The organism is Rhodococcus sp. APC 3903, assembly GCF_030407755.1.
In the GTDB taxonomy this organism is placed as follows: domain Bacteria; phylum Actinomycetota; class Actinomycetes; order Mycobacteriales; family Mycobacteriaceae; genus Rhodococcus_F; species Rhodococcus_F erythropolis.
Map to the genome: position 1 here is coordinate 211744 of NZ_JASDCV010000011.1, position 21708 is coordinate 233451.

Annotated in this window: 20 protein-coding genes; 13 read left to right on the plus strand and 7 right to left on the minus strand. The window is 61.7% G+C overall.

Translation table 11 applies throughout. The features are described 5' to 3' along the window. Positions 1–18 precede the first annotated feature (18 nt). From QMA15_RS17810 to QMA15_RS17840, 7 genes are read left to right on the plus strand one after another with little or no spacing between them, the layout of a single operon-like run. Positions 19–1104, plus strand: a complete 1086-nt coding sequence (locus QMA15_RS17810) for a Zn-dependent alcohol dehydrogenase (protein ID WP_019745639.1) — start codon at positions 19–21, stop codon at positions 1102–1104. Continuing rightward, the gene (locus QMA15_RS17815) at positions 1082–1840 is read left to right on the plus strand and encodes a gamma-glutamyl-gamma-aminobutyrate hydrolase family protein (protein ID WP_029256441.1); all 759 of its coding nucleotides are present in this window, start codon (positions 1082–1084) and stop codon (positions 1838–1840) included. Before QMA15_RS17810 ends, QMA15_RS17815 begins: the two co-directional genes overlap by 23 nt. Continuing rightward, positions 1827–3317: an amidase family protein gene (locus QMA15_RS17820; RefSeq protein WP_230091019.1), complete on the plus strand. Its 1491-nt coding sequence runs from the start codon at positions 1827–1829 to the stop codon at positions 3315–3317. The genes QMA15_RS17815 and QMA15_RS17820 overlap by 14 nt, the downstream gene beginning before the upstream one ends. After that, on the plus strand, positions 3314–4798 hold the full coding sequence (locus QMA15_RS17825; RefSeq protein ID WP_279163495.1) for an aldehyde dehydrogenase family protein: 1485 nt from the start codon (positions 3314–3316) through the stop codon (positions 4796–4798). Before QMA15_RS17820 ends, QMA15_RS17825 begins: the two co-directional genes overlap by 4 nt. A gap of 15 nt (positions 4799–4813) precedes the next feature. Then, positions 4814–6295, plus strand: a complete 1482-nt coding sequence (locus QMA15_RS17830; protein WP_279163496.1) for an NAD(P)/FAD-dependent oxidoreductase — start codon at positions 4814–4816, stop codon at positions 6293–6295. Between the two features lie 5 nt (positions 6296–6300). Then, a complete protein-coding gene (locus QMA15_RS17835) occupies positions 6301–7176 on the plus strand; it encodes an NAD(P)-binding domain-containing protein (protein WP_020971038.1) in 876 nt (291 codons plus the stop codon). Positions 7177–7186: 10 nt separating this feature from the next. Further along, positions 7187–8077 (plus strand): phytanoyl-CoA dioxygenase family protein, encoded by an 891-nt coding sequence (locus QMA15_RS17840; RefSeq protein WP_279163497.1) that lies wholly within the window; start codon positions 7187–7189, stop codon positions 8075–8077. 186 nt (positions 8078–8263) lie between these two features. On the opposite strand, the gene QMA15_RS17845 is transcribed toward QMA15_RS17840, so the two are convergent. Both QMA15_RS17845 and QMA15_RS17850 read right to left on the minus strand, forming a co-directional pair. Beyond that, complete coding sequence (locus tag QMA15_RS17845) at positions 8264–9892, minus strand: 4-hydroxyphenylacetate 3-hydroxylase N-terminal domain-containing protein (protein WP_097386756.1); 1629 nt, start codon at positions 9890–9892, stop codon at positions 8264–8266. 11 nt (positions 9893–9903) lie between these two features. After that, positions 9904–10473: a flavin reductase family protein gene (locus QMA15_RS17850; RefSeq protein ID WP_019745631.1), complete on the minus strand. Its 570-nt coding sequence runs from the start codon at positions 10471–10473 to the stop codon at positions 9904–9906. 275 nt (positions 10474–10748) lie between these two features. On the opposite strand from QMA15_RS17850, the gene QMA15_RS17855 reads away from it, so the two are divergent. After that, positions 10749–11687 (plus strand): AraC family transcriptional regulator, encoded by a 939-nt coding sequence (locus QMA15_RS17855; RefSeq protein ID WP_047889028.1) that lies wholly within the window; start codon positions 10749–10751, stop codon positions 11685–11687. Here the strand turns inward: QMA15_RS17855 and QMA15_RS17860 are convergent. Further along, a complete protein-coding gene (locus QMA15_RS17860; protein WP_029537119.1) occupies positions 11684–12454 on the minus strand; it encodes an IclR family transcriptional regulator in 771 nt (256 codons plus the stop codon). The two genes, QMA15_RS17855 and QMA15_RS17860, sit on opposite strands and share 4 nt — an antisense overlap. A 198-nt stretch (positions 12455–12652) precedes the next feature. Between QMA15_RS17860 and catA the strand changes: the two genes are divergently transcribed. The 3 genes from catA to catC are packed head-to-tail and all read left to right on the plus strand — an operon-like array spanning position 12653 to position 14936. Next, entirely contained in the window at positions 12653–13492 is an 840-nt protein-coding gene (gene catA / locus QMA15_RS17865) for a catechol 1,2-dioxygenase (protein ID WP_069145470.1), read from the plus strand. Between the two features lie 29 nt (positions 13493–13521). Next, a complete protein-coding gene (locus QMA15_RS17870; RefSeq protein ID WP_019745627.1) occupies positions 13522–14643 on the plus strand; it encodes a muconate/chloromuconate family cycloisomerase in 1122 nt (373 codons plus the stop codon). Positions 14644–14654: 11 nt separating this feature from the next. Continuing rightward, positions 14655–14936, plus strand: a complete 282-nt coding sequence (gene catC / locus QMA15_RS17875; RefSeq protein ID WP_021331788.1) for a muconolactone Delta-isomerase — start codon at positions 14655–14657, stop codon at positions 14934–14936. Between the two features lie 20 nt (positions 14937–14956). Here the strand turns inward: catC and QMA15_RS17880 are convergent, their stop codons facing one another. Next, positions 14957–15586, minus strand: a complete 630-nt coding sequence (locus QMA15_RS17880) for a response regulator transcription factor (RefSeq protein WP_290285613.1) — start codon at positions 15584–15586, stop codon at positions 14957–14959. Further along, entirely contained in the window at positions 15583–16752 is a 1170-nt protein-coding gene (locus tag QMA15_RS17885; RefSeq protein ID WP_031330745.1) for a sensor histidine kinase, read from the minus strand. The genes QMA15_RS17880 and QMA15_RS17885 overlap by 4 nt, the downstream gene beginning before the upstream one ends. A gap of 184 nt (positions 16753–16936) precedes the next feature. Between QMA15_RS17885 and QMA15_RS17890 the strand changes: the two genes are divergently transcribed. Next, on the plus strand, positions 16937–17527 hold the full coding sequence (locus QMA15_RS17890) for a heme-binding protein (RefSeq protein WP_021331790.1): 591 nt from the start codon (positions 16937–16939) through the stop codon (positions 17525–17527). A gap of 201 nt (positions 17528–17728) precedes the next feature. After that, positions 17729–18724, plus strand: a complete 996-nt coding sequence (locus tag QMA15_RS17895; protein WP_020971029.1) for an alpha/beta hydrolase family protein — start codon at positions 17729–17731, stop codon at positions 18722–18724. Positions 18725–18781: 57 nt separating this feature from the next. On the opposite strand, the gene QMA15_RS17900 is transcribed toward QMA15_RS17895, so the two are convergent. Together QMA15_RS17900 and QMA15_RS17905 are read right to left on the minus strand one after the other, a co-directional pair. Next, entirely contained in the window at positions 18782–19897 is a 1116-nt protein-coding gene (locus tag QMA15_RS17900) for an NDMA-dependent alcohol dehydrogenase (RefSeq protein ID WP_290285615.1), read from the minus strand. Positions 19898–19976: 79 nt separating this feature from the next. Next, positions 19977–21704 carry a helix-turn-helix domain-containing protein gene (locus QMA15_RS17905; RefSeq protein ID WP_290285617.1) on the minus strand — a complete coding sequence of 576 codons (1728 nt, stop codon included), beginning with the start codon at positions 21702–21704 and terminating at the stop codon, positions 19977–19979. Positions 21705–21708: the final 4 nt, after the last annotated feature.

Below are 21708 nucleotides of genomic sequence, written 5' to 3' on the forward strand. Positions count from 1 at the left end.
ACGAGGACAGGTCTGAAGATGAAAGCAGCAATACTGAACGCTGCCCCTGGTCGGCTCGAGTTCGAAGAACTCGACATCGACGTGGCCGGACCTCGAGAAGTTCGCATACGTACAGCAGCCGTCGGGCTGTGTCATACCGATCTGCACTACGTGGACGCGCTCTGGCGAACAGAACTTCCGGAGGTGCTCGGTCACGAGGCATCGGGCATCGTCGAATCGGTTGGGTCAGACGTCACGGCTGTAGCGCCTGGCGACCACGTCGTGACGTGCATGACAGCTTTTTGTGGCCGATGCCGATACTGCATTGCAGGTCGACTCACCCTCTGCTCCAATCATTCCCGCCTCCGCTCGCGGCCCCAGCCGGCGTTGACGACCAAGGCCGGGCGCGCAGTGGGACGAATGGGTGGCATCGGTGGATTCGCCGAACAGATGCTCGTGCACGAGAACAGCGTCGTCCGCGTCGACGATTCGGTACCTCTCGATCGCGCGAGTTTGCTCGGGTGCGCCACCATCACCGGCGTCGGGGCGGTCTGGCACAGTGCTCGCATCGAACCAGGGTCGTCGGTTGCCGTCATCGGTTGTGGAGGCGTGGGGCTTTCGGTAATTCAGGGCGCCCGGCTAGCCGGCGCGGCCCGGATCATCGCGATCGATGTGGACCAGCGAAGTATCGATCAGGCTCTTCGAGTCGGGGCGACTGCGTCAGTGAACGCGGCTGAGATCGAACCAGTCGACGCCGTACGCGCGTTGTGTCCGGGTGGGGTGGACTACTCATTCGAGGCGATCGGCCGCAGAGTCACTGTCGAGCAGGCATTCTCGATGCTCGCTCCCGGCGGAGTGGCCACGGTCCTCGGCATGGTTCCTGATGACGAGCCGCTGCGGATCACAGCGTCGGAATTGTTTTTCCAGGAGAAGCGATTGCAAGGCTCCCTCCTCGGGTCGAACCAATTCCCGACCGATATTCCGCGATTGGCCGAGCTGTACGTCCAGGGCCGACTCGAACTCGACGAGATGATCTCGTTGCGAGTCCCCTTCGGCGAGATCAACACAGGAATCGCAGCGCTTCGTGAAGGAGGGGTGAATCGTGTCGTCGTCGAATTCGCCTGAGCGTGCGCGTCGCCCATTGATCGGAGTGACCGGTCGGCGCTCGAGCGCGGAACGCCTGGCCGTCGAACCTCGGTACCGCCATCTCGAGTTCGACATGCACTACTCCGATTTTCCCACCCGGCTGTCGTCCGAAGGCGCCCTGGTCGTCCAAATTCCCTATGAGGCAAGCGGAATCGACCTGATTGAGCGGCTCGACGGAATAGTCATCTCTGGTGGGCAGGATGTTCACCCCGAAACACTGGGTATCGACGCCGCGCCCACCGACCCGGATAGTGACCCGCGTCGAGATGCGTATGAGATCGAATTAATATCGGGTGCAGTAGAACTCGGTACTCCACTGCTGGGTGTCTGTCGCGGGATGCAGATGCTGAATGTGGCATTGGGAGGCACGCTCGTGCCTGATCTTCCGACCATAGACATCAACCACAAGTCACCAGGACTGGGCATAGCCGAGGAGACCCACCCCGTACGGATCGCCACTGATTCGACGGTGTTCGAGATATACGGCGCACACGTAGAGGTCAACTCCTTGCACCACCAAGCAGTGGACCGGCTCGGCCCGGGCCTCACTCCCAGCGGGTGGGCTCCGGACGGTGTCGTCGAAGCGGTGGAGATGCGCGGGAGACCGATCGTCGGCGTCCAATGGCATCCGGAATGGCGCCGGAAGGACCCCGTCTTCGCTTGGTTGGTCCAGGTCGCTCTCGCGCGAAAGGAAGTGCTCGATGGAGTTGCATGAATACTCGGACATGGACGCCACGGATCTGAAATGTCGACTCGACCGGAAAGAAGTAACCCCTGCTGAAGTGCGCGAAGCCGCACTAGCTGCAATCTCCCACGTCGACACGCACCTCGGTGCCACCGTCGGTCCTCCACTCGACCCACCACCGACGTATTCCACATCCGGTCCTTTCAGCGGAGTTCCGTTCGCGCTCAAAGATCTCCTGTGCACTGCGGCGGGGATAGCGAACGAGAACGGTAGCGCAGCAACCGCAGGCTATATCGCCACACGTGACTCCGATCTGATGGCTAGGTGGCGCGCTGCCGGACTGTCCGTGACCTGTCGCACTGCCACACCAGAATTCGGATTCAGCGCAACGACGGAATCGGCAGTGAACGGTCCTACCCGCAACCCCTGGAACCCACAGCGGGTCGCCGGTGGATCCAGCGGTGGCTCCGCGGCGCTCGTTGCCGCCGGGGCCTTGCCGTGGGCGCACGCCAACGACGCCGGCGGATCCATAAGAATCCCTGCCGCACTGTGCGGGGTGGTGGGACTCAAACCGACCCGCGGGCTCGTTCCACCCGGCCCGGATTCGGATGAACCGCTCTTCGGCCTCACGACTGAGTTCGCGGTCACCCGGACAGTTCGCGACGCCGCCGCGTTGATGGACGTAGTGCACGGCAGCGCACCGGGGGACCGGTACTTTCAGCCGCGTCGAAGCCCCGGCCACTACAGCCGAGCAGTCGGCCGGCGACCGAAAGGCCTCCGGATCGCTGTGTCGACCGAATCACCTGGCAGTCGTCACGCTGCGGACCCCGCCGTGACAGCCGAGGTGATGCGCATCGCGCGCTTGCTCGAACAGTTCGGCGGCCACGTCGAGATTGCGGCACCAGATGTTGACCCCGAACTGTTTCGGGATCTCAATCTCACTTTCTGGTCTGCGTCGATCGCAGAGTCCATGCGCGCACTGACCGGAGTACGCGCCATCGAGGACATGTACTCCTCGCTGGAGAGCTCGACTGCCGCCATGGTTCGTCACGGATTCACCGTGGAATGGGCGGACATCGCCCGCGCCCGCCGCTACCAGAATCACCTGACCCGTGGCACGGCGAGCTTCTTCGAATTCTTCGACCTCACTCTCACGCCCACCACACCGACGACCGCCTGGCACGTCGGCGAACTCGACTCCAACCGGCGGGGTATCACCGCCGGCGAGTGGGTGGACACCTTGGCGAAGTACTCGCCCTTTACTGCCATCTACAACGTCACGGGCCAACCGGCTATCTCCATCCCCACAGGAATGTGTGACGGACTGCCGATCGGAGTGCAGCTCGCCGCAGCTCCCGGCCGTGACGATCTGTTGCTTGCCGTGGCCGCGCAACTCGAGGAAGCCGTCCCATGGGCAGGCCGCGTCCCACCGATTCATGCCGGCAAGCCGCTCCTCCCAGAAACGGAAAAAATGCCGACCCTCTACTCGGAAACGGAACGCACATGAACACCCGCGAGGAATGGACACGATTCGCGACGTCAATCGAAGCACCATCGGCTATGTGGCTGAACGGTCAATGGTTCAACGGTGACGGGAGTGAGCGCCACCATGTCTTGTCCCCGCATGACGACACCGTCGTAACCAGTGTCCCGCTGGCCACTCACGCCGACGTCGACAGAGCCGTCGAAGGTGCTCGCGCGGCGTTTCTCGATGGCCGGTGGGCGAGGATCAGTGCGCGCGAGCGTGGTGCGGTACTGCAGCGGTGGGCAGAGCTCGTCTACGAGCACCGCGACGAACTCGCTGCGCTCATCACACTCGAGATGGGTAAGCCGATCCAGATGGCACGTGATATCGAGCTGCGCGCCGTCGAGAACACCTTCCGCTGGTATGGAGAACTGGCTGACAAACTCTACGACGAGTCGCCACGCGGCCTGATCGATGCGGTCGCGTTGGTGAGCCGTGAGCCGGTGGGGGTGGTCGCGGCGATCACCCCATGGAACTTCCCACTCACTCTCAGTAGTTGGAAAATCGCCCCTGCGTTGCTTGCAGGCAACAGCATGGTCATCAAGCCCGCTACACAGTCACCGTTGTCCTTGCTTCGCTTGGCTCAGCTGGGTTCGGCTGCAGGACTTCCCGACGGCGTGCTGCAAGTTGTCACAGGTAGCGGTGGACAGGCCGGAGCTGCCCTTGCTCGCCACAACGGCGTCGACTGTCTCACCTTCACCGGATCACCGGACGTCGGCAAACAGCTGCTGATCTACGCGGGTGAGTCGAATGCGAAACCCGTGCATCTCGAACTCGGCGGCAAGAGCCCACAGTTGGTATTCGCCGATGCTCCGGACCTCGCCGTTGCAGCGCGCACCGTGGCGTGGGCAATTACCTTCAACGCCGGACAGATGTGCACTGCAGGTGCTCGCTTGTTGGTCGAGGAAACGATCGCGGATCAATTCGTCGCCGAGGTCGTTTCGGAAATCAAGCGCTGCACTGTCGGTGACCCTTTCGATCCCGATACCCACATCGGGCCCGTCGCGAGTCGGGCGCATCGCGCGGACGTCCTCGAACACGCGAGAACTGCTCACACAGAAGGCGCAACGCTCGCCCACGGTTCGCTGCAGGAACGAGCAGGTTCGGGGGCGTACCTGGATCCGATCGTGTTCACCGATGTTCAGGCCGAGCACCGCCTGTTCCGCGAAGAAGTTTTCGGACCGATCCTCGCAGTCACCCGTTTCACTGACGACGCTGACGCCGTCAGGTTGGCTAACGCCACACCGTTCGGTCTCGGAGCGGGGGTGTGGACGTCGAATCTCACACGAGCCCATCGGCTCACGCGCGAAATCGACGCAGGTCTTGTCTGGGTGAACTGCTACGAGGAAGGGGATCTCTCCGTCCCCTTCGGCGGTCGCAAACTCTCAGGCCACAGTGTGGACAAGAGCATCCATGCACTCGACAAATTCACGTCGACGAAGTCGACGTGGATCCATCTCTGAACAAAGGCACAGCACATGTCATCACGGGTCAACGACGGCCACATCGCGATCATCGGAACCGGGTTTTCCGGGCTGTGCATGGCGATCGAACTGAAGAAGAAGGGCATCGACGACTTCGTCCTGTACGAACGCGCCGACGATGTCGGCGGAACCTGGCGCGACAACACATACCCAGGGGCAGCCTGCGATGTGCCCAGCGTGTTGTATTCCTACTCCTTCGCTCAGAACCCGAACTGGACCCGTATCTTCCCGCCATGGTCGGAACTGCTCGACTATCTCAGATCTGTTGCTGCGCAGTATGATTTGCTGCCGCACATCCGCTTCGGTGTCGAGGTCTCCGAAATGCGGTTCGACGAGGACCGGCTCCGGTGGAACATCCAGTTCGCATACGGCGAATCAGTGACGGCGGCCGTTGTCGTCAACGGCTCAGGGGGCTTGAGTAATCCGTACATCCCGCAGCTACCCGGACTGGAATCATTCGAGGGTGCCGCATTCCACTCCGCCAAGTGGCGACATGACCTCGACATGTCGGGAAGGCGTGTCGCGGTGATAGGTTCCGGCGCCAGTGCGATCCAGTTCGTCCCCGAAATCGCCCCGCACACCGAGACCCTGCATGTGTTTCAGCGATCACCCAACTGGGTCATGCCACGTGGTGATGCCGAGCTGTCGCCCGCCACCCGCGAAAGATTCTCACGGCGTCCTTATCGTCAACGGTGGCTGCGATGGCGGACCTACTGGGCATTCGAAAAGCTCGCCAGCGCCTTCCTCGGAAATCGCAAACTCGTCGAACAGTACCGATCCCAGGCGCTCGCCAATCTTCAACAGCAAGTGCCGGATTCGGACTTGAGGCAGAAGGTCACCCCAGATTACGATCCTGGCTGTAAACGTCGCTTGATATCCGACGACTGGTACCCCGCGCTGCAACGGGAAAATGTGCACTTGAACACCTCGGGGGTTTCCGAGATCCGCCCGCATTCGATCATTGACTCAGAGGGAGCGGAACACGAAGTCGACACCCTGATCTTCGCGACGGGATTCCAGGCAACCAGCTTCCTGGCACCGATGAAAGTATTCGGCCGCGAAGGAGTCGAACTCTCCGACAGTTGGCGCGAGGGCGCCGCAACAAAGCTCGGGCTTGCATCCGCCGCGTTCCCGAACCTGTGGTTCCTCAACGGCCCGAATACCGGTCTCGGTCACAACTCGATCATCTTCATGATCGAAGCACAAGCCAGATACATCGCTTCGGCAGTGCAGTACATGCGCCGAAAGAGTATCTCTGCCCTCGAACTCGATCGCACCGTCCAGACAGGCAGCTACGCCGCCACCCAAGAACGCATGCGCCGAACTGTATGGGCATCGGGTGGCTGCGACAGCTGGTATCAATCCGCTGACGGTCGAATCGACACCCTGTGGCCGGCCAGCACAATCGAATACTGGTTGCGCACCAGGCTATTCCGCAAGTCCGACTTCCATGCACTGACGACAGGCAAAGGATGAACAACATGGACGTATCAATACTCGGCACCGGCTTGATGGGAACAGCTCTCGCTCAGGCGCTCATACGTAGCGGGACAAAGGTGACGGTGTGGAATCGAACCGCCGACAGAGCGTTACCCCTCGCTGCGGCTGGAGCTACAGTCGCCGAATCTCCACAATCTGCGATTGCGGCCAGCCCGCTAATCGTCATCAGTCTCCTGAACTACGAGATCGCCAAAGATGTCGTTACAGAAGCAGATTCGATTGCCGGAAAAATCATCGTCAACACCGCAACCGGTACGCCGGAGGAAGCGAACCAGTTCGCCGAGTGGATCGCAGGGCGAGGCGCTCGGTACCTCGACGGAGCCATAGCTGCATACCCGGAGGACATCGGAACCGAAAGTTCAGGGATCAACTATTCCGGAGACGAGGACGTGTGGGAGGACGTCCAGAGCCTTCTGACACCCATCGCCGCCCAATCACGATATGTCGGAGCCCGTCCCGGTGCCGCCAACGTGATCGACGCGGCCATGGCAGGCGCATTCTTCAACGTCGCGCTCGGTGCCTTCCACGAAGCAGCAGCGTACGTGCGGTCCGAGGACGTCGCGATCGCGGAGATGCGCCACAGTTTGCACCTGTGGACCGACAAACTTCTCGAACTCCTTCACGAAGCACTCAAAGCGTTCGAATCTGGAGAGTACGAGACCGATCAGGCAACCTTGAACGTATACGCAGCCGCAGTAGAAGCCTGGCAACAATCGATGCAGCGAGCAGGCCAACGCGCCGCTCTGATGACGGCGAATCTCGACAACTTGCAACGTGCATGCGCAGCCGGGCACGGGGACAAGGGCATCTTCGCCCAAATCGAAACACTCTCCGCCAACCCTCAATCCGCAATCTAAGGAGACATCAATGACAACCATGGCCAATCACCTCACCGCCCTGCCCTCGACAACAACAGTCGACGAGATCGTCGACGTGATCCACCGTGACGGCGGTGTCATCGTCGAAGATTTCCTCGACACCCCCCAGCTCGACGAGCTGCGCGCCCAACTTGGCCCCGTCCTTGAAAGCACCGGCTACGGAGAAGACGAATTCTTCGCCGGAACCCAAACGCGAAGAGCAGGAGGGCTGTTCGGTCGGATCGACCTCATGCCCCAGATCGCGCTCCACCCGCTCTACTACGGGGCCGCCAAGAAGATCCTTCAGGTGCCCCTGTCCGTCTGGGTCGGAGACGACCAGATCGAAATCACGCCTGATATCCAGATCGGTGTCACTCAGGCAATCGAAATCCACCCAGGGCAGGGTGCCCAGCGTCTCCATCGAGACGACACGAGCTTTCTGTGGCGCCACCCCGACTACGGACGCGAGGGCCGACTGCAGATCATGGTGGCGGTCAGCGATTTCACAGCAGAAAACGGCGGCACCCTCGTCATACCCGGAAGCCATCGGTGGGACGACCAACGAGGCCCGAAACAAGCCGAAGCGGCGCCGACCGTGATGCGGGCCGGTGCTGCCCTCATGTGGACCGGTTCTACGTACCACGGCGGTGGTAACAACTCGTCCGAGGCGCCACGGACCGGCTTGACGATGGCATTCGACCTCGCCTGCTTACGTCAGGAAGAGAACCAATACCTGTCAATCCCGCGTGAAAAACTGCTTGATCTTTCCGAAGAGGTACAGCGACTGCTCGGCTGGGGGTCCGGAGCGAACCTGATGGGTTACGTCGAACGGGGCGGTCAGATGATCGACGCACACGTTCTCCTCGAAAACGGCGCCGTCGAACTCCCGACTGCCCGCTGAACCCTCGATCCTGCACGTCGCTTGCCACCCGCAACCCAACTCGCACAGTAGTTTCTGGGTTTCGAATCGAGAAACATATCCGTCATGGGCGTACTCCAGCTGATTCACCTTGACATCGTGTGTCTCAGGTCAGGACTAGGCAATTGCCTAGTCCTGACCAAGGGTGCAGTGTTCGTACCGCGTGAGCTACCGGTTCTTGAAGAACGAGACGTCGTCGTTGCCGATAAGGTCAGGAACCGTCCAGCCGTCGAGGTCGTATTCACTCAGGCACTGCTCGGCCAGTCCCTTCATGGAACTTGCGTGTCCACGATTCTGGGCTGCGAACAGCAGTTCCGCCTTGACGTTTTCGTGGTTGCCGGAGTAGTTGCGCTCGTAGAGTTCGTGTCGGCCGCCGAACTCGGTCCCGATCGAATCCCACAGCGCCTTCATGACTTTCACGCGGTCGACGGCGGTGATGCCGTCCGAACCACGAACGTACTTGTCGAGGTACGGACGCACGTCCGGGCTCTTGAAGTCGAGTGAACTCGAGGGCAGGTAGATCAGGCCCGACGCGACGTCCTGTTCGATGATCTCCTTGATCCGCGGGTACCCCTGGATCATGAACATTCGATAGGTGAGGCCGTACTCGAGCTTCGGTATCACCGAATCGCCGACCCACTGTTCGGGATCGCGTGCCATCGATTCGGTCAACGACCAGAAGAGGTTTCGCCACCCGATCACTTCGCCGACACGGGTCTGAACTCCGCGGAAGCCGCCAGCGCCGGTGGCTTCGAGTGCTTTCATCAACAGTCCGGCGATGAAGTCGAGCTTGACGGCCAGGCGAGTGCAGCCCTGAAAGGTGAAGCGCGGCAGGAAACCCGATTGAGGGAAGAATGCGTTGATCCGGTCGACGTCGCCGTACATGAAGACGTTCTCCCATGGAACCAACACCTTGTCGAAGACGAAGATGGTGTCGTTCTCATCCATGCGGCTCGACAGCGGGTAATCGAACGGACTGCCCATCACCGCAGCATGTTCGGTGTACGAGGTGCGGCAGATCAGCTTCACACCCGGAGCGTCCATCGGTACCGTGCAGATCAAGGCGAACTGCTTCTTCTTGATCGGCAGACCGTAGTGAGCGATGAAGTTGTAGTTCGTGATCGCCGATCCGGTGGCGACCACCTTGGCGCCGCTGACGATCAAACCGGCGTCGGTTTCCTTCTCCACCTTCATGAAGACGTCGCCGACTTCGTCCGGTGGAAGTTGGCGATCCACCGGGGGATTGATGATCGCGTGGTTCCAGTACAGAACCTTCTCCTGCGATTCGCGGTACCAGCGCTCGGCGTTGTCCTGGAACGGTGCGTACAACTCCTTGTTGGCGTGGAGGGTTCCCAGGAAACTTGCCTTGTAGTCGGGGGAGCGGCCCATCCAGCCGTAGGTCATACGTGCCCACGTCGCGATGGCGTCGCGTTCCTTGAGCAGATCAGCCGAGGACGTCGGAGTGCGGAAGAACGGCATGGTGACACCGCCGTTGCCCGTGTCCGTCGGAACGGTCAAGGCGTCCACGTGCTCGCCCGTGTGCAGAGCGTCGTACAGCCTTGCGGTCATGCGGATCGGATTCCGGAACGCGGGGTGCGTCGTGACGTCCTTGACGCGATCACCGTGAAGCCAGATCTCGCGACCGTCCTGCAGGCTCGAGATGTACTCGTCACCCGTCATCGGCCGGGTGGCGAAGTGCTTCGTGCGGTTGGCTTCGCTGTCGGCGGCCGGATTGACCTGTGGCGCTCCGGAATCTGCGGGGTCGACGCCGGTGGGAGGAATTTCGGTGGTCGTCATGGCAAAGCCTTTCAGATCGTTTGGGGTGCGGGCTGAAGATGAATCGGGGTGAAGGAAGTGGTGGCGTCGAACCATCCGCTGTGGGGGTCGTCCTGACTGCCGTTCCAGACTGTGGTCGACGAGGTGGCGCCTAGGTCGTGAAAAGTGCTTCGGTAGAACAGAAGCGGATCCTTGCCACTCGACTGCGCATCGACGATCTCACCGATGAAGATGATGTGGTCACCACCGTCGTACTCCTTCCACGGGACGCACGAGATAGTTGCTGCGGCGCCGTCGAGCAGGGGAGCGGTCGGTCCGTCGATCCACTTCGGTTCGGTGCGCTGCGGTCGGCCGGCAAAATGCATGGCCGTGTCCACTTGGTCGGCGGCAAGGATGTTGACGGCAAACGGCGCGTTGCCGAGGTAGCCGCACGCCTTGGACTTTCGCGTCATCGTGATCTGGCACAGGCGTGGTTCCAGCGAGATTGCCGTGAATGCGGTGACGGTGGCTCCGTGTGGCTGACCGTCGGCGTTGGTGCAGGTGATGACGGTGACGCCGCTGGCGAATTGGCCGAAGATGCCTCGAAGCTGATTTTGTTCCATGACCGGACCTCCTTGTCGGATGGCTGGTGAGTGAGGGTGCCGCGAAGTGCGGGAGGCGGAGGTGCTGGACGACTCGCGCCGGGAGTGAAGACGAACGTACGGCGAGCGCGGCGTTCGGTCGATCCGTACAGCGCGGTGTCTATCCGGATTGCGCACCCGATCGAAGCCTGTATCCGTTTCCTCTTGGAAGTGACCGGGGACACAGTGTTCAATGATGTTCAGCGCTCATGCTCGGCAATGTGGCTGGTCACGGGTTTGGAAGGTGAAGAAGGACGATGGTCGACTCCAAGATCGGTACAGCTCCCCGCGACTGGGACGAGGCGTGTGATGCGGTTTCGGACGCCTATTTTCCGCACACGCTCACGCCGTTGTCACGGCACGCGGCCAGCGGAGTCGGGGTGTGCACCGCCGAGTTGGGTCCACTGCGGATCGCTCATATTCGATGGGGAGCAGACGTCGCGGTCGAATCCGAGCATCCCGGTGCCTACGGGGTGAACATCCCGCTCTCGGGCGAGCTCGAGTCGGTGTTCGCGGGCTCGCACGTGCTCTCGACGGAGGGCGTTGCGACGGTGTGTCCGCCCGACATCACCACAAGAATCACGCGGTGGAGCGCGGACTGCGAAATTGTCGGAGTCCGGATGGACCGTCAGTACCTCGACCGCGAGATGGAGAAGGTACTCGGCCGGCCCGGAATGCACTTGCCTGATCAGGTGGATCTTCGGGGAGACGACGGAGCCAGATGGCTGAAATTTGTTCGCTCACTGTCGGATCAGATACTCGGCCCGGTCGGGGTGCTGCACAACGAACTGGTGGCAGCTCAGCTCTCCGGTGCCGTGGTCACGGCATTCGTCCTCGCTGCAATGCCCGAAAGTGAGGACGCGGTGCGACACGCCAGGCCACGCATCGTCAAGCGGGTGCTCGACGAGATGCACGACGACCCGGCCCGCGTGTGGACCGCAGCAGAGATGGCCGAGGTGGCGGGCGTCAGCGTACGGAGATTGCAGGAGGGATTTCGGCAGTACGTGGGCCGGAGTCCATCGGAATGCCTGCTCGACATCCGCCTCGAGCGGGTCCACGCAGATCTGGTGGATGCCGACGACTCGACGACGGTCACCGATGTCGCTGTGAGATGGGGTTTTACGCACACCGGACGATTCGCGTCGTCTTTTCGGCGTAAGTACGGTGTGTTGCCTTCCGAAGTATTGAGAAGTTAGCTCCGGTACCCCATGTCCGCGCTGAGCTGATTCGCCTTCTCGACGAGGAAAGGCGCGACGTCGGCGCGAAAGGCTTCCGGGGTCGTGCGTCCGGCCGAGGTAGAACACGCTGCCACACCGACGACGCTTCCGCCGGCGTCGCGGACGGGGGCGGCGAGGGAAATCAGGCCGTCTTCCAGTTCCTCGGACGTGAGTGCATAACCCTGCTCGCGCACCACTCGAAGTGCGGTGTGGAATGCGCCTTCGTCGGTGATCGTGGTGGGTGTGAGGGCGTCGAACGTGGAGTTCGCGATGACTTTGTCGACGATTTCGGTTGGCGCCCAAGCTAGCAGGGCGCGGCCCATGGAGGTCGCATATGCAGGCACTCTGGTACCGACGCTGACGTTGATGCTCATGATCCGGCGTACGGGTACACGCGCGGCGTAGACCACGTCGACGCCGTCGAGGACCCCGAGTGACGCGGACTCGTGGGTGTGTTCTGCGATCTCCAGTAGACGGGGGAGGGCAGCCTCGGTCAGGGCATGTGATGCGGAGAAGTGTTGCCCGATGCTCAGGACGCGCGGGGTGAGCGACCACCGACTGTTGTTGCCGGTGACGTATCCGAGTTTTTGCAGGGTGAGGAGGATACGTCGGACCGCGGGGCGGGAGAGCCCCGTTTCGGCGGCAAGATCTGCGAGCGACGGGTTGGGGTTCTTCTCGTCGAAGGCCATCAGCACAGCAAATCCACGCTCGATGCTCTGGATGTAATCGCGATCGTTCTCGCTCACGGAATGACCTCTCATCTGCGGGTATGCCTGATCAGTGCCCTCGAAGGTTGACAAACCCTGTGACTGGGCGCACAGTACAGGCGTACGCAGAGCGTAACAGATGTACGCAGAGCGTACAACCAGACTTGGGAAGCCGACTCAGCCCAGCAGTACGGCACCCACCCGGTAACAGCCACATACGGCCCCGAGGAGGACCACATGACCACTTCCGAGAGCCCCACCGCAGTAGGTTCGGGCACGGCCGCCACCGACAAGTTCCTCCAGGAACGAGTCAGCGCGGACACCCCGCCCGAGCGCGTCTCGGCCATCGCCAAGGACGTGCTCGAGGCACTTGCCGGCGTCATCGACAAGCACGGCATCACTTACCCCGAGTACCGCGTCCTCAAGCAGTGGCTCATCGACATCGGCCAGTTCGGCGAGTGGCCCCTGTGGCTGGACGTCTTCCTCGAGCACAACGTCGAGGAGGTTGCGTACCGCGGCCAGCACGGCACCAAGGGAAGCATCGAGGGCCCCTACTACGTCGCCGACGCCAAGACGTTGCCATCCAAGTGTGAACTTCCGATGCGTGACAACGAGGTTGGATCGAAGCTGGTCTTCGAGGGCCAGGTTCGCGATCTCGACGGCAACGGGTTGGATGGGGCCACCGTCGAGCTGTGGCATGCGGATGACGAGGGCTACTACTCCCATTTCGCGCCGCACATCCCCGACGGTAACCTCCGCGGAACGATCGTTGCCGATGATGAGGGGCGCTTCGAGATCACCACGATTCAGCCTGCGCCGTACCAGATCCCGACCGACGGACCCACCGGTTGGTTCATCGAGAAGGCCGGTTGGCACCCGTGGCGTCCGGCTCACCTGCACCTCATGGTGAAGGCTCCCGGTAAGCGCACGATCACTACGCAGCTCTATTTCAAGGACGGTGAGTGGATCGAGAACGACGTGGCAACTGCCACGAAGCCCGAACTGATTCTCGATCCGAAGCCGGGTGCCGATGGAATCAACCGGGTCACGTACGACTTCGTGCTCGACCCGGCCTGATCCACAACTGTTCGAAAGAAAGTGATTTGATGACAGACCTGTCGATCGTCTCCATCGAGACGACCATCCTCGACGTTCCGCTGGTTCGCCCCCACAAGTTCGCCACCACGTCGATGACGGCGCAGCCGTTGTTGCTGGTCGCGATTCGCACATCCGACGGTGTTATCGGATATGGCGAAGGTGTCGTTCCGGGCGGTCCGTGGTGGGGCGGCGAATCGGTGGAGACGATGCAGGTCATCATCGAGAAGTACATCGCGCCGGTGGTGGTCGGCAGGCGCGTGGATCAGATCACCGCGATCATGGCCGACATCGAAAAAGTTGTTGCCAATGCACGATTCGCGAAGGCCGCCGTCGACGTGGCGTTGCACGACGCCTGGGCTCGTAGCCTGGGAGTCCCCGTGCACACGCTCCTCGGCGGGGCTTTCCGCGAGAGTGTCGACGTCACGTGGGCACTGGGTGCTGCGCCGGCGGACGAGATCATCGAAGAAGCTCACGAAAAGCTCGAATCCCGGCTCAATTTCAGCTTCAAACTGAAAATGGGAGCACTCGACCCGGCGGTCGACGTCGCGCGCATCGTCAGCATCGCGCAGGCGCTCGACGGCCACGCCGGCGTCCGCGTCGACGTCAACGCGCGGTGGGATCGCTTCACGGCGCTGCGGTACCTGCCACAACTCGCAGACGGTGGAGTCGAACTGATCGAACAGCCCACTCCGGCAGACCAAATCGAGGTCCTCGCCGAACTCAGCAGGCTACTACCGATTCCGATCATGGCCGACGAGAGTGTGCAGACCCCACACGACGCTCTCGAAATCGCCCGCCGGAGCGCCGCCGATGTCATCGCCCTCAAGACCACCAAGTGTGGTGGCCTCCAGCGCAGCCGCGACATCGTCGCTATTGCCAAGGCCGCCGGTATCGCGTGCCACGGTGCGACGTCCATCGAGGGTCCGATCGGTACCGCGGCTTCGTTGCACTTTGCGTGCGCTGAGCCCGGAATCAACTTCGGAACAGAGCTTTTCGGCCCACTGCTCTTCAGTGAAGAGTTGCTTCAGGAACCCCTGAAGTATTCCGAGGGTCAGCTGCACCTTCCCGCCGGGCCTGGCCTGGGAGTCGAACTGAACATGGACGCCGTCAAAACCTGGACCAGGAACTAGAGGATAAAACCATGGCACTCTTTCACGTTCGGATGGACGTCGATATTCCGCGCGACCTGGATCCGGCAGTTCGTGCCGATACCGTCGCAACGGAGAAGGCGTACTCGCAAGACCTTCAGCGACAGGGAAAGTGGGTGCATCTGTGGCGAATTGTGGGACAGTTCAGCAACATCAGCATCTTCGACGTCGAGTCGGCTGACGAACTCCATGAGATTCTCTGGAACCTGCCCCTGTTCCCGTACATGACCATCGAGGTCATGCCGTTGACGCAGCACGGATCTTCGATCAAGTAGAGCCTGCGCGGGCGGGCGGGTCAGCGTATTTCGTCGCGGCGCAATGCGACGGACACTGCGGCAGAGCGGGTATCGACGCCGAGTTTGGCGTAGATGTGCCCGAGGTGTGTTTTCACCGTCGCTTCGCTGATGAAGAGTGCCTTACCCAGCTCGCGGTTGGTCATCCCCTCGGCGAGCAGGCTGAGCAGTTCGGACTCACGGGCGGTGAGCGCTTCCTGCGGGCGCTGCATCTGCTGGACAAGACGAGAGGCCACAGTGGGAGAGAGAACGCTGCGCCCGGCTACCGCGCCGCGCACCGCGCCGAAGATCTCGTCGGGCGTTGAGTCCTTGAGTAGGTAACCGATGGCACCGGCGTCGACGGCCCGCACGACGTCGGCGTCGGTGTCGTACGTCGTGAAAACCAGTACGGGAACATCGACACCGTCGCTTCGCAAGCGTTTGATCGCTTCTGCACCGTGCATGCCGGTGCCCATGTCCAGATCCATCATCACCAGATCCGGTGAGGCCGACGGTATCGCCGTGGCCGCCCCCTCACCGGACGATGCTTCGCCGACTACTTCGACGTCCGGCTGAGTGTTCAGCAGCGCTCTCAGCCCGGCTCGCACGACCAGATGATCGTCGACGAGGAACACGCGAATGGTGGTGGTCACCGGATCCTCCGTTCGAGAGGGAACTGGGCCGCGACGACGGTGCCGTCTCCCGGTGCACTTTCCACGGTGAACGATCCGCCGAGCTGTGCGATGCGACTTCGCATCGCACGTAGGCCGTATCCACCGTACCGAGAATGGTCGGCGAGCTTTCCCGGATCGAAGCCGACGCCGTCGTCGAAAATGTCCACGGAGACGGAGTCGTCGAGATACGTGATCGTCACGCCCGCCGTTTCGGCGCGAGCGTGGCGGGCGATGTTGGAGGACGCGCTCGAGACCACTCGCACGATGGCATGAGCTACGTCCGAGGGCAAGATGACGGCTTCACCGACGGTGCGGATCCGAACGGTCGGGACGAACTGGCGGGCGGCGGCCACGACCAAGGCGTCGAAGTCGCCCGTACCGCCCTTGGTCGGTGCCAGATCGTGGACGAGGTCGCGACTCTGCATCAGGCTCGTGCGGATATTCTCTGCCGCGGCATCGATATCGGCTCGAGACGGCGAACCCGTTGTATTCCAAGTTTGTTCGGCTGCCTCGAGTCGTAGAAGAGCGCTCGCCAGTCCCTGAGTAACGGTGTCGTGGATTTCGCGCGCGAGGCGCTCTCGCTCAGCGGCAACGCCGGCAGCACGTTCGGTATCTGCCAATGCAGATTGCGCTTCTGCTACCTGACGTAGAAGCCGAAGGCGTTCTCGGGCATCTCGTTCCATCTGCCCGTACGCTGCCGCGACCAGTGCCGCGGTGCACAGAGGTCCGAGCAGTGTCACCAATTCGGCACGACCGGTGACCCGGTAGAACGCGATTCCGGCGAGGACGCCCAGGATCCCGACGAGGGGGTAGGCGATCTTGCTCGGGTACAGACGAATACAGAGGAAGAGAACGGGGAACGCACACCACGCGAAACTCGGTGCAAGCCAGACCAGCGCTGCCCAGGTGCTCAGTACCGGCCACATCCACAGTCGTTGGCGAACCACATCTCGCGAAGACACCGTAGCCATGACGGCGTAGAGCAAGGCGAGGACCACGGCCAGGACGAGTACCACCCCGAACCGACCGCTGGTCCCGTGGACTGTGACGTACCGGACTCCTGACGTGGACAGCAGTACGAAGAACGACGCGTGGATCGCATATGCCAACGGGCCGCGCAGGCCGAGTTCGGCGTCGGCGTTCATGGCTCCGTTACTCATCCCTCGAATATTACGGAGGGTGCCAGGCCGTCGTATCAACCATTCGGATGATATCTGCACAACCAGACGGGGCACGGTTCGTCACCCGAGCGCCCGATGTGCGCACCCGCACTCGGACGCGACGCTGTAGTGGACGGTTTCGAACCATTCGACTGAAAGTGTGCCCGACATGAACCACCGCATTTACACACGACTTCCCCGTACGCTCGCTGTCGCCGTTCCGGTTGTCGCAATCCTTGCCAGCGCCGCGTGCTCGACCACCGACACACCGGTGGCGAACGCATCGAGCACGACGTCGATTTCTGCCACGCAGCAGCCTGCTGCGACCGGCGATTCGGCGATTGTCACTCAGAATCGACTCAGCGCCGACGCAGCAGTGAAGGCTGCTGGTGCGGCCCTGGCAAAATGCCGGGCGGACGGGCTCGGATTTGTCACCGTCTCCGTCGTCGACCGTGCGGGAAATGTCATCGCCATGGTGCGCGCCGACAACGCAGCCCAGCACACGGTGGAGGCCTCACGTGAGAAGGCGTACACCTCTGCAGCTTTCGGAGCCGACACCAGTGACCTCTCGCAGCGTACCAAAGGCGAGGGATCGACCATCGCCGACCTCCCCGGCACTCTCTTCCTTGCAGGTGGAGTCACTGTGAAGGCTGGATCCGCGTCGATCGCCGGCATCGGTGTCGGTGGTGCACCGGACGGAATGCAGGACCAAGCGTGTGCTGCCGCAGGTCGTGATGCGATCGCTTCGTCACTCGGCTGAGTGAGCGCATTCAGCGTGCTTCGTGAATTGTGCTTTTCGCCACCTGGATTCGCTCGGCACGACAGTTGTCCGATTGTTGCGATGACCTCGACTTTGTAACACCGGAGCCCCCGGAAAGGGACAAACACGTCGACAGTGGAACCGACGATGCACTTACCGAAGCGAGTTTCTTGATGCGCAGTTTCGGGGAAAGACACAACCTTGCAGAGAATCAGATTCAGGTTGCCCGAACGCAATACACGGCGGGCGCGGGTGCTCGTAGCGGCGTTGTTGTCGATATTCCTCCTCGGCGGCATGTTCGGTCCGACCGCCGCGAGCGCTACTCCGGCGCACACGGCGCCATGGGGTGGTTACGACGAGTTGTGGGTCCCGTCTTCGATGGGAAACATCAAGGTTCAGGTGCAGTGGGCCGCGCGGGGCGGCAACGCCGCGTTGTACCTACTTGACGGTCTTCGCGCGCAAAACGACAGGAATGCTTGGAGTTTCGAAACCAACGCACTCGATCAGTACCGCAACGACAACATCACGTTGGTGATGCCGGTCGGCGGTGAGTCGAGTTTCTACACGGACTGGTACGCGCCGTCCAATTTCAATGCTCAGCCCATAACGTACAGGTGGGAAACATTTCTCACACGCGAGCTTCCGGACTTCCTTGCAGGGTATGGTGTTTCACCAACCAACAATGCGATCATCGGGTTGTCGATGGGCGGCAGTGCCGCGTTGAACCTGGCGGGGCATCATCGGGATCAGTTCAAGTTCGCGGGCTCGCTGTCCGGCTATATCAATATCTCGGGCCCGGGTATGCGTGAGGCGATCCGCGTAGCCATGTTCGACGCCGGCCGGTACAACGTCGATTCGATGTGGGGCCCGCCGTGGTCATCCGGGTGGCTTCGCAACGACCCGTTCGTCAACGCGGAATCGCTTCGCGGACTGTCGATGTACATTTCGTCGTCCAACGGCATCCCGGGACCGTACGATCATCCGTCTGCGCCGATCGATTACTTCCACACGGCGACGGGTATGGGGCTGGAGGCGCTCTCGTGGGTGCATGCGCGTGCATTCGAGATTCGTCTGAAATCCATGGGAATCCCAGCGACGTACAGCTTTCCGCCCGCCGGGATTCACTCCTGGCCGTATTGGTCTGCTGAATTGTGGATGGCCAGAGGACAAATTCTCGACACCATGAACGCCTGGTGACGCAGATGTGAGGATCTCTCCGGACTGGCGTATGCGTCAAGTCCGGAGAGATCTCGCTCAGAAGGTGATGATTCCGCGGAGGTTGCGACCGGCATGCATGTCGGCGAAACCGTCGTTGATCTGGTCGAGGCTGTACCGGTTGGTGATGAGTCCGTCGAGTTCGAGCTTGCCGCTGGTATAGAGATCGATCATCCAGGGAATGTCGGCGGTGGGATTGGATGCGCCGAACAAGGATCCTTGAATTCTCTTCTGGTACAAGGTGAGTTCCATCAGGCTCACGGGAATGCCGATGTCCGTCATCTTCCCGAGACCGGTGACGACGCAAGTTCCTGCCTTGCGGATTGACGAGAACGCCTGCGCGACATGTTCTCCGGTGGTGACGCCGACGGTGACGATGGCGGAATCCGCGCCCTGGCCGTTGGTGAACGAGCGCGCGATGTCCGTGGCTTCCTCCATGGTGGCCACGGCATGGGTCGCCCCCAATTTCAATGCACTGTCGCGCTTGAACGCAACCGGGTCCACCGCGATCACGTGGGCGGCGCCGGCATGCGAGGCGCCCTGTACCGCGTTGATTCCGATTCCGCCGACTCCCATGACGATGACGGTCTGCCCGGGGTACACCTGAGCGGAGTTGACCGCGGCGCCCCAACCGGTTCCGACGCCGCAGCCGAGCAGACACAAAGCGTCGAGCGGCAGGTGCTTGTCGACTTTCACGGCCGAGAGAGTGCTGACCGTGGTGTATTCACTGAAGGTGGACAGGCCGCAGGTTTGTGCGACTGGATGACCGTCGAGAGACATTCTGTAACTGTAGGTTTCGCCCGGCCTGCTGCCGGTCATGATGGCGGCACCGTTGTCGCAGAGGTTCTGGATTCCGCTTGCGCACCAACGGCAGCGGCCGCAGGCGGCGAGGAACGAGAACACGACATGATCGCCCTCGGACCATCCTTCGGTGTTCGGCCCGACCTCGACGACGATTCCGGCGCCTTCGTGTCCACCGCAGATGGGATAGCGGCCGACTCCGTGGTCGCCGCTGGCGATGTGATCGTCCGAGTGGCACAGGCCGGAGGCGACCATCTTGACAGTGAGTTCGCCGCTGCGGGGTGAATCGAGTTCGAGATCGACCACCTCGTATGTGCCTGGTGCTTGGCGAATGACGGCTCCACGAGTGCGCAAGGTATCTCCTGAGGTAAGAGTTGTTCTTCGGCTTCCTCAGTTGTCTACTCGAGAGTTCAGGACGGGCTCGAGGCCTATCTCACTGATCGGACGTTTCGTATCTTTCAGACTCGTCCGGGGTGCGTCCCAAGATGGCGAGTTGCAGTTCGGTGAGCAGTCGTGTGTCCGGCTCGTCCAACGAAATGCCCATGATCTGTTCAGCGCGCCGAATGCGGTAGCGCAGCGTGTTCGGATGTACTTTCAGAGACGAGGCGGCCTTCTTCACATCCCCGAAAGCTGTCAGGTAGGCCGTGAGCGTGAACTGCATGTCAGAGGTGTTCTTGTCGTCGTAGGAGACGAGTCTGTCGATACGAGGGTCTCGCAATCGCTCGTGATCAGCAACGAGGTCGAGTATCTCGCCCAGCAATACCGCGGTGCGTGACGCCGCGAGTGTGGTGACCTTCGAGGTTTCGTGATCATCGGTGGTATCGAGCACGCGGTCCACCTCTCGACGCGCCTCGGGTACGCCGTGCAACCGCGCGATCGGGACCGCGACGGCGGCGCGCACGCTGATGCCCGCACGGTCCTCGACTACTCGCACGGTGTCGTAAGCCCAGTCGCTGACAGCGACCTCGTGGTCGGCCTGAGGGAACAATACGTAGATCCGGTTGTCGATGATCGTCGTGACCGCGTCGCTGCGGAATGCGCTGGCGCGCAGGCGCAAGGCGTTGGTGATTCGATCGAGATTCGATCCGGGCGAGAGTGATGTCGCAAATCCGACGACCGCAGACGGTCCGTCGGTGTTGATGCCGAAAGAACCGGCCAGCGAGTGCATGTCGACCCCACCGGAGCGAACACCGAACAGCCTTTGCACTTGGGCATTCTCGCGGCTGGAGGCGTCCAAGGTACGCATGAGAATGCGTGCGGCGACCGCCGCTGCACCCCGCAATACCGCTTGGGCGTCGTGGGAAAGAGGTTCAGAGGCGCGCTGCACCCAGATGCTGCCGAGATTGTGTTGGTGTGCAACAGAACCCGTCGGCGCTGACAGGTCCGGGCGGGTGATGCTCACAGCCAGCCTCTGCGCGGCTCCGATGCTCGGCTCGGAGGGCAGACTGATGACCTCGTCCGATCGCCTGAGATGCTCGAACACGCCTCTGCTCTCTATCCATTCGGTGTATTCGATCGGCCACTCCCGGCCGAGTATGGAGAGCTGACGGAGTTCGTCTTCGCCTTCGTGAGCAGAGGAATATGCGATGACGTGGAGTGCCGTGTCGTCGATCGTCACGAGTCCGCCAGTCAATTCGGCGATCGTTTCCGAGAGCGCGAACAGATCCGAATCACCACCGGCCACAACTCCTGCGACGGCCCGCGAACGGTACATGCTCTGTGTCAGAAGCCGTAGTACGAGCGAATAGACGTGCCCGGAACTAGCCTGCGGATGTACCGCGGCCACTGCGATCCCGATGTTACGTGCGGCGGTGAGAACCGTCGTCGCCTCGCGCGCATTCTTGACGAGCAGAAGCTTCGGGCGACGCCTCGCCGGCCTGCCTTCGAACTTTCGCAGCCACTGCGTCAACGTCGATTCGGGCACCCCTACGGGGAGGTAGATGTCGGAGATCGCACCACGGCTGTCGGTGCCGTCGATATCGGAGGACTCGACGAGGGCGATCGAACGGATTTCGACATCGAGTCCATCCGGGCTTTCCAGAAGTTCGATCACGGACTTGTCCGTGGAATGCATGAGGGCGCCGAGGGTGGTGCCGACACTCGGCCCGTTATTCCTCGGACCTGTCGACGCTTGCGGGAGGGCTACAGAAAGTGGCTGCACATTT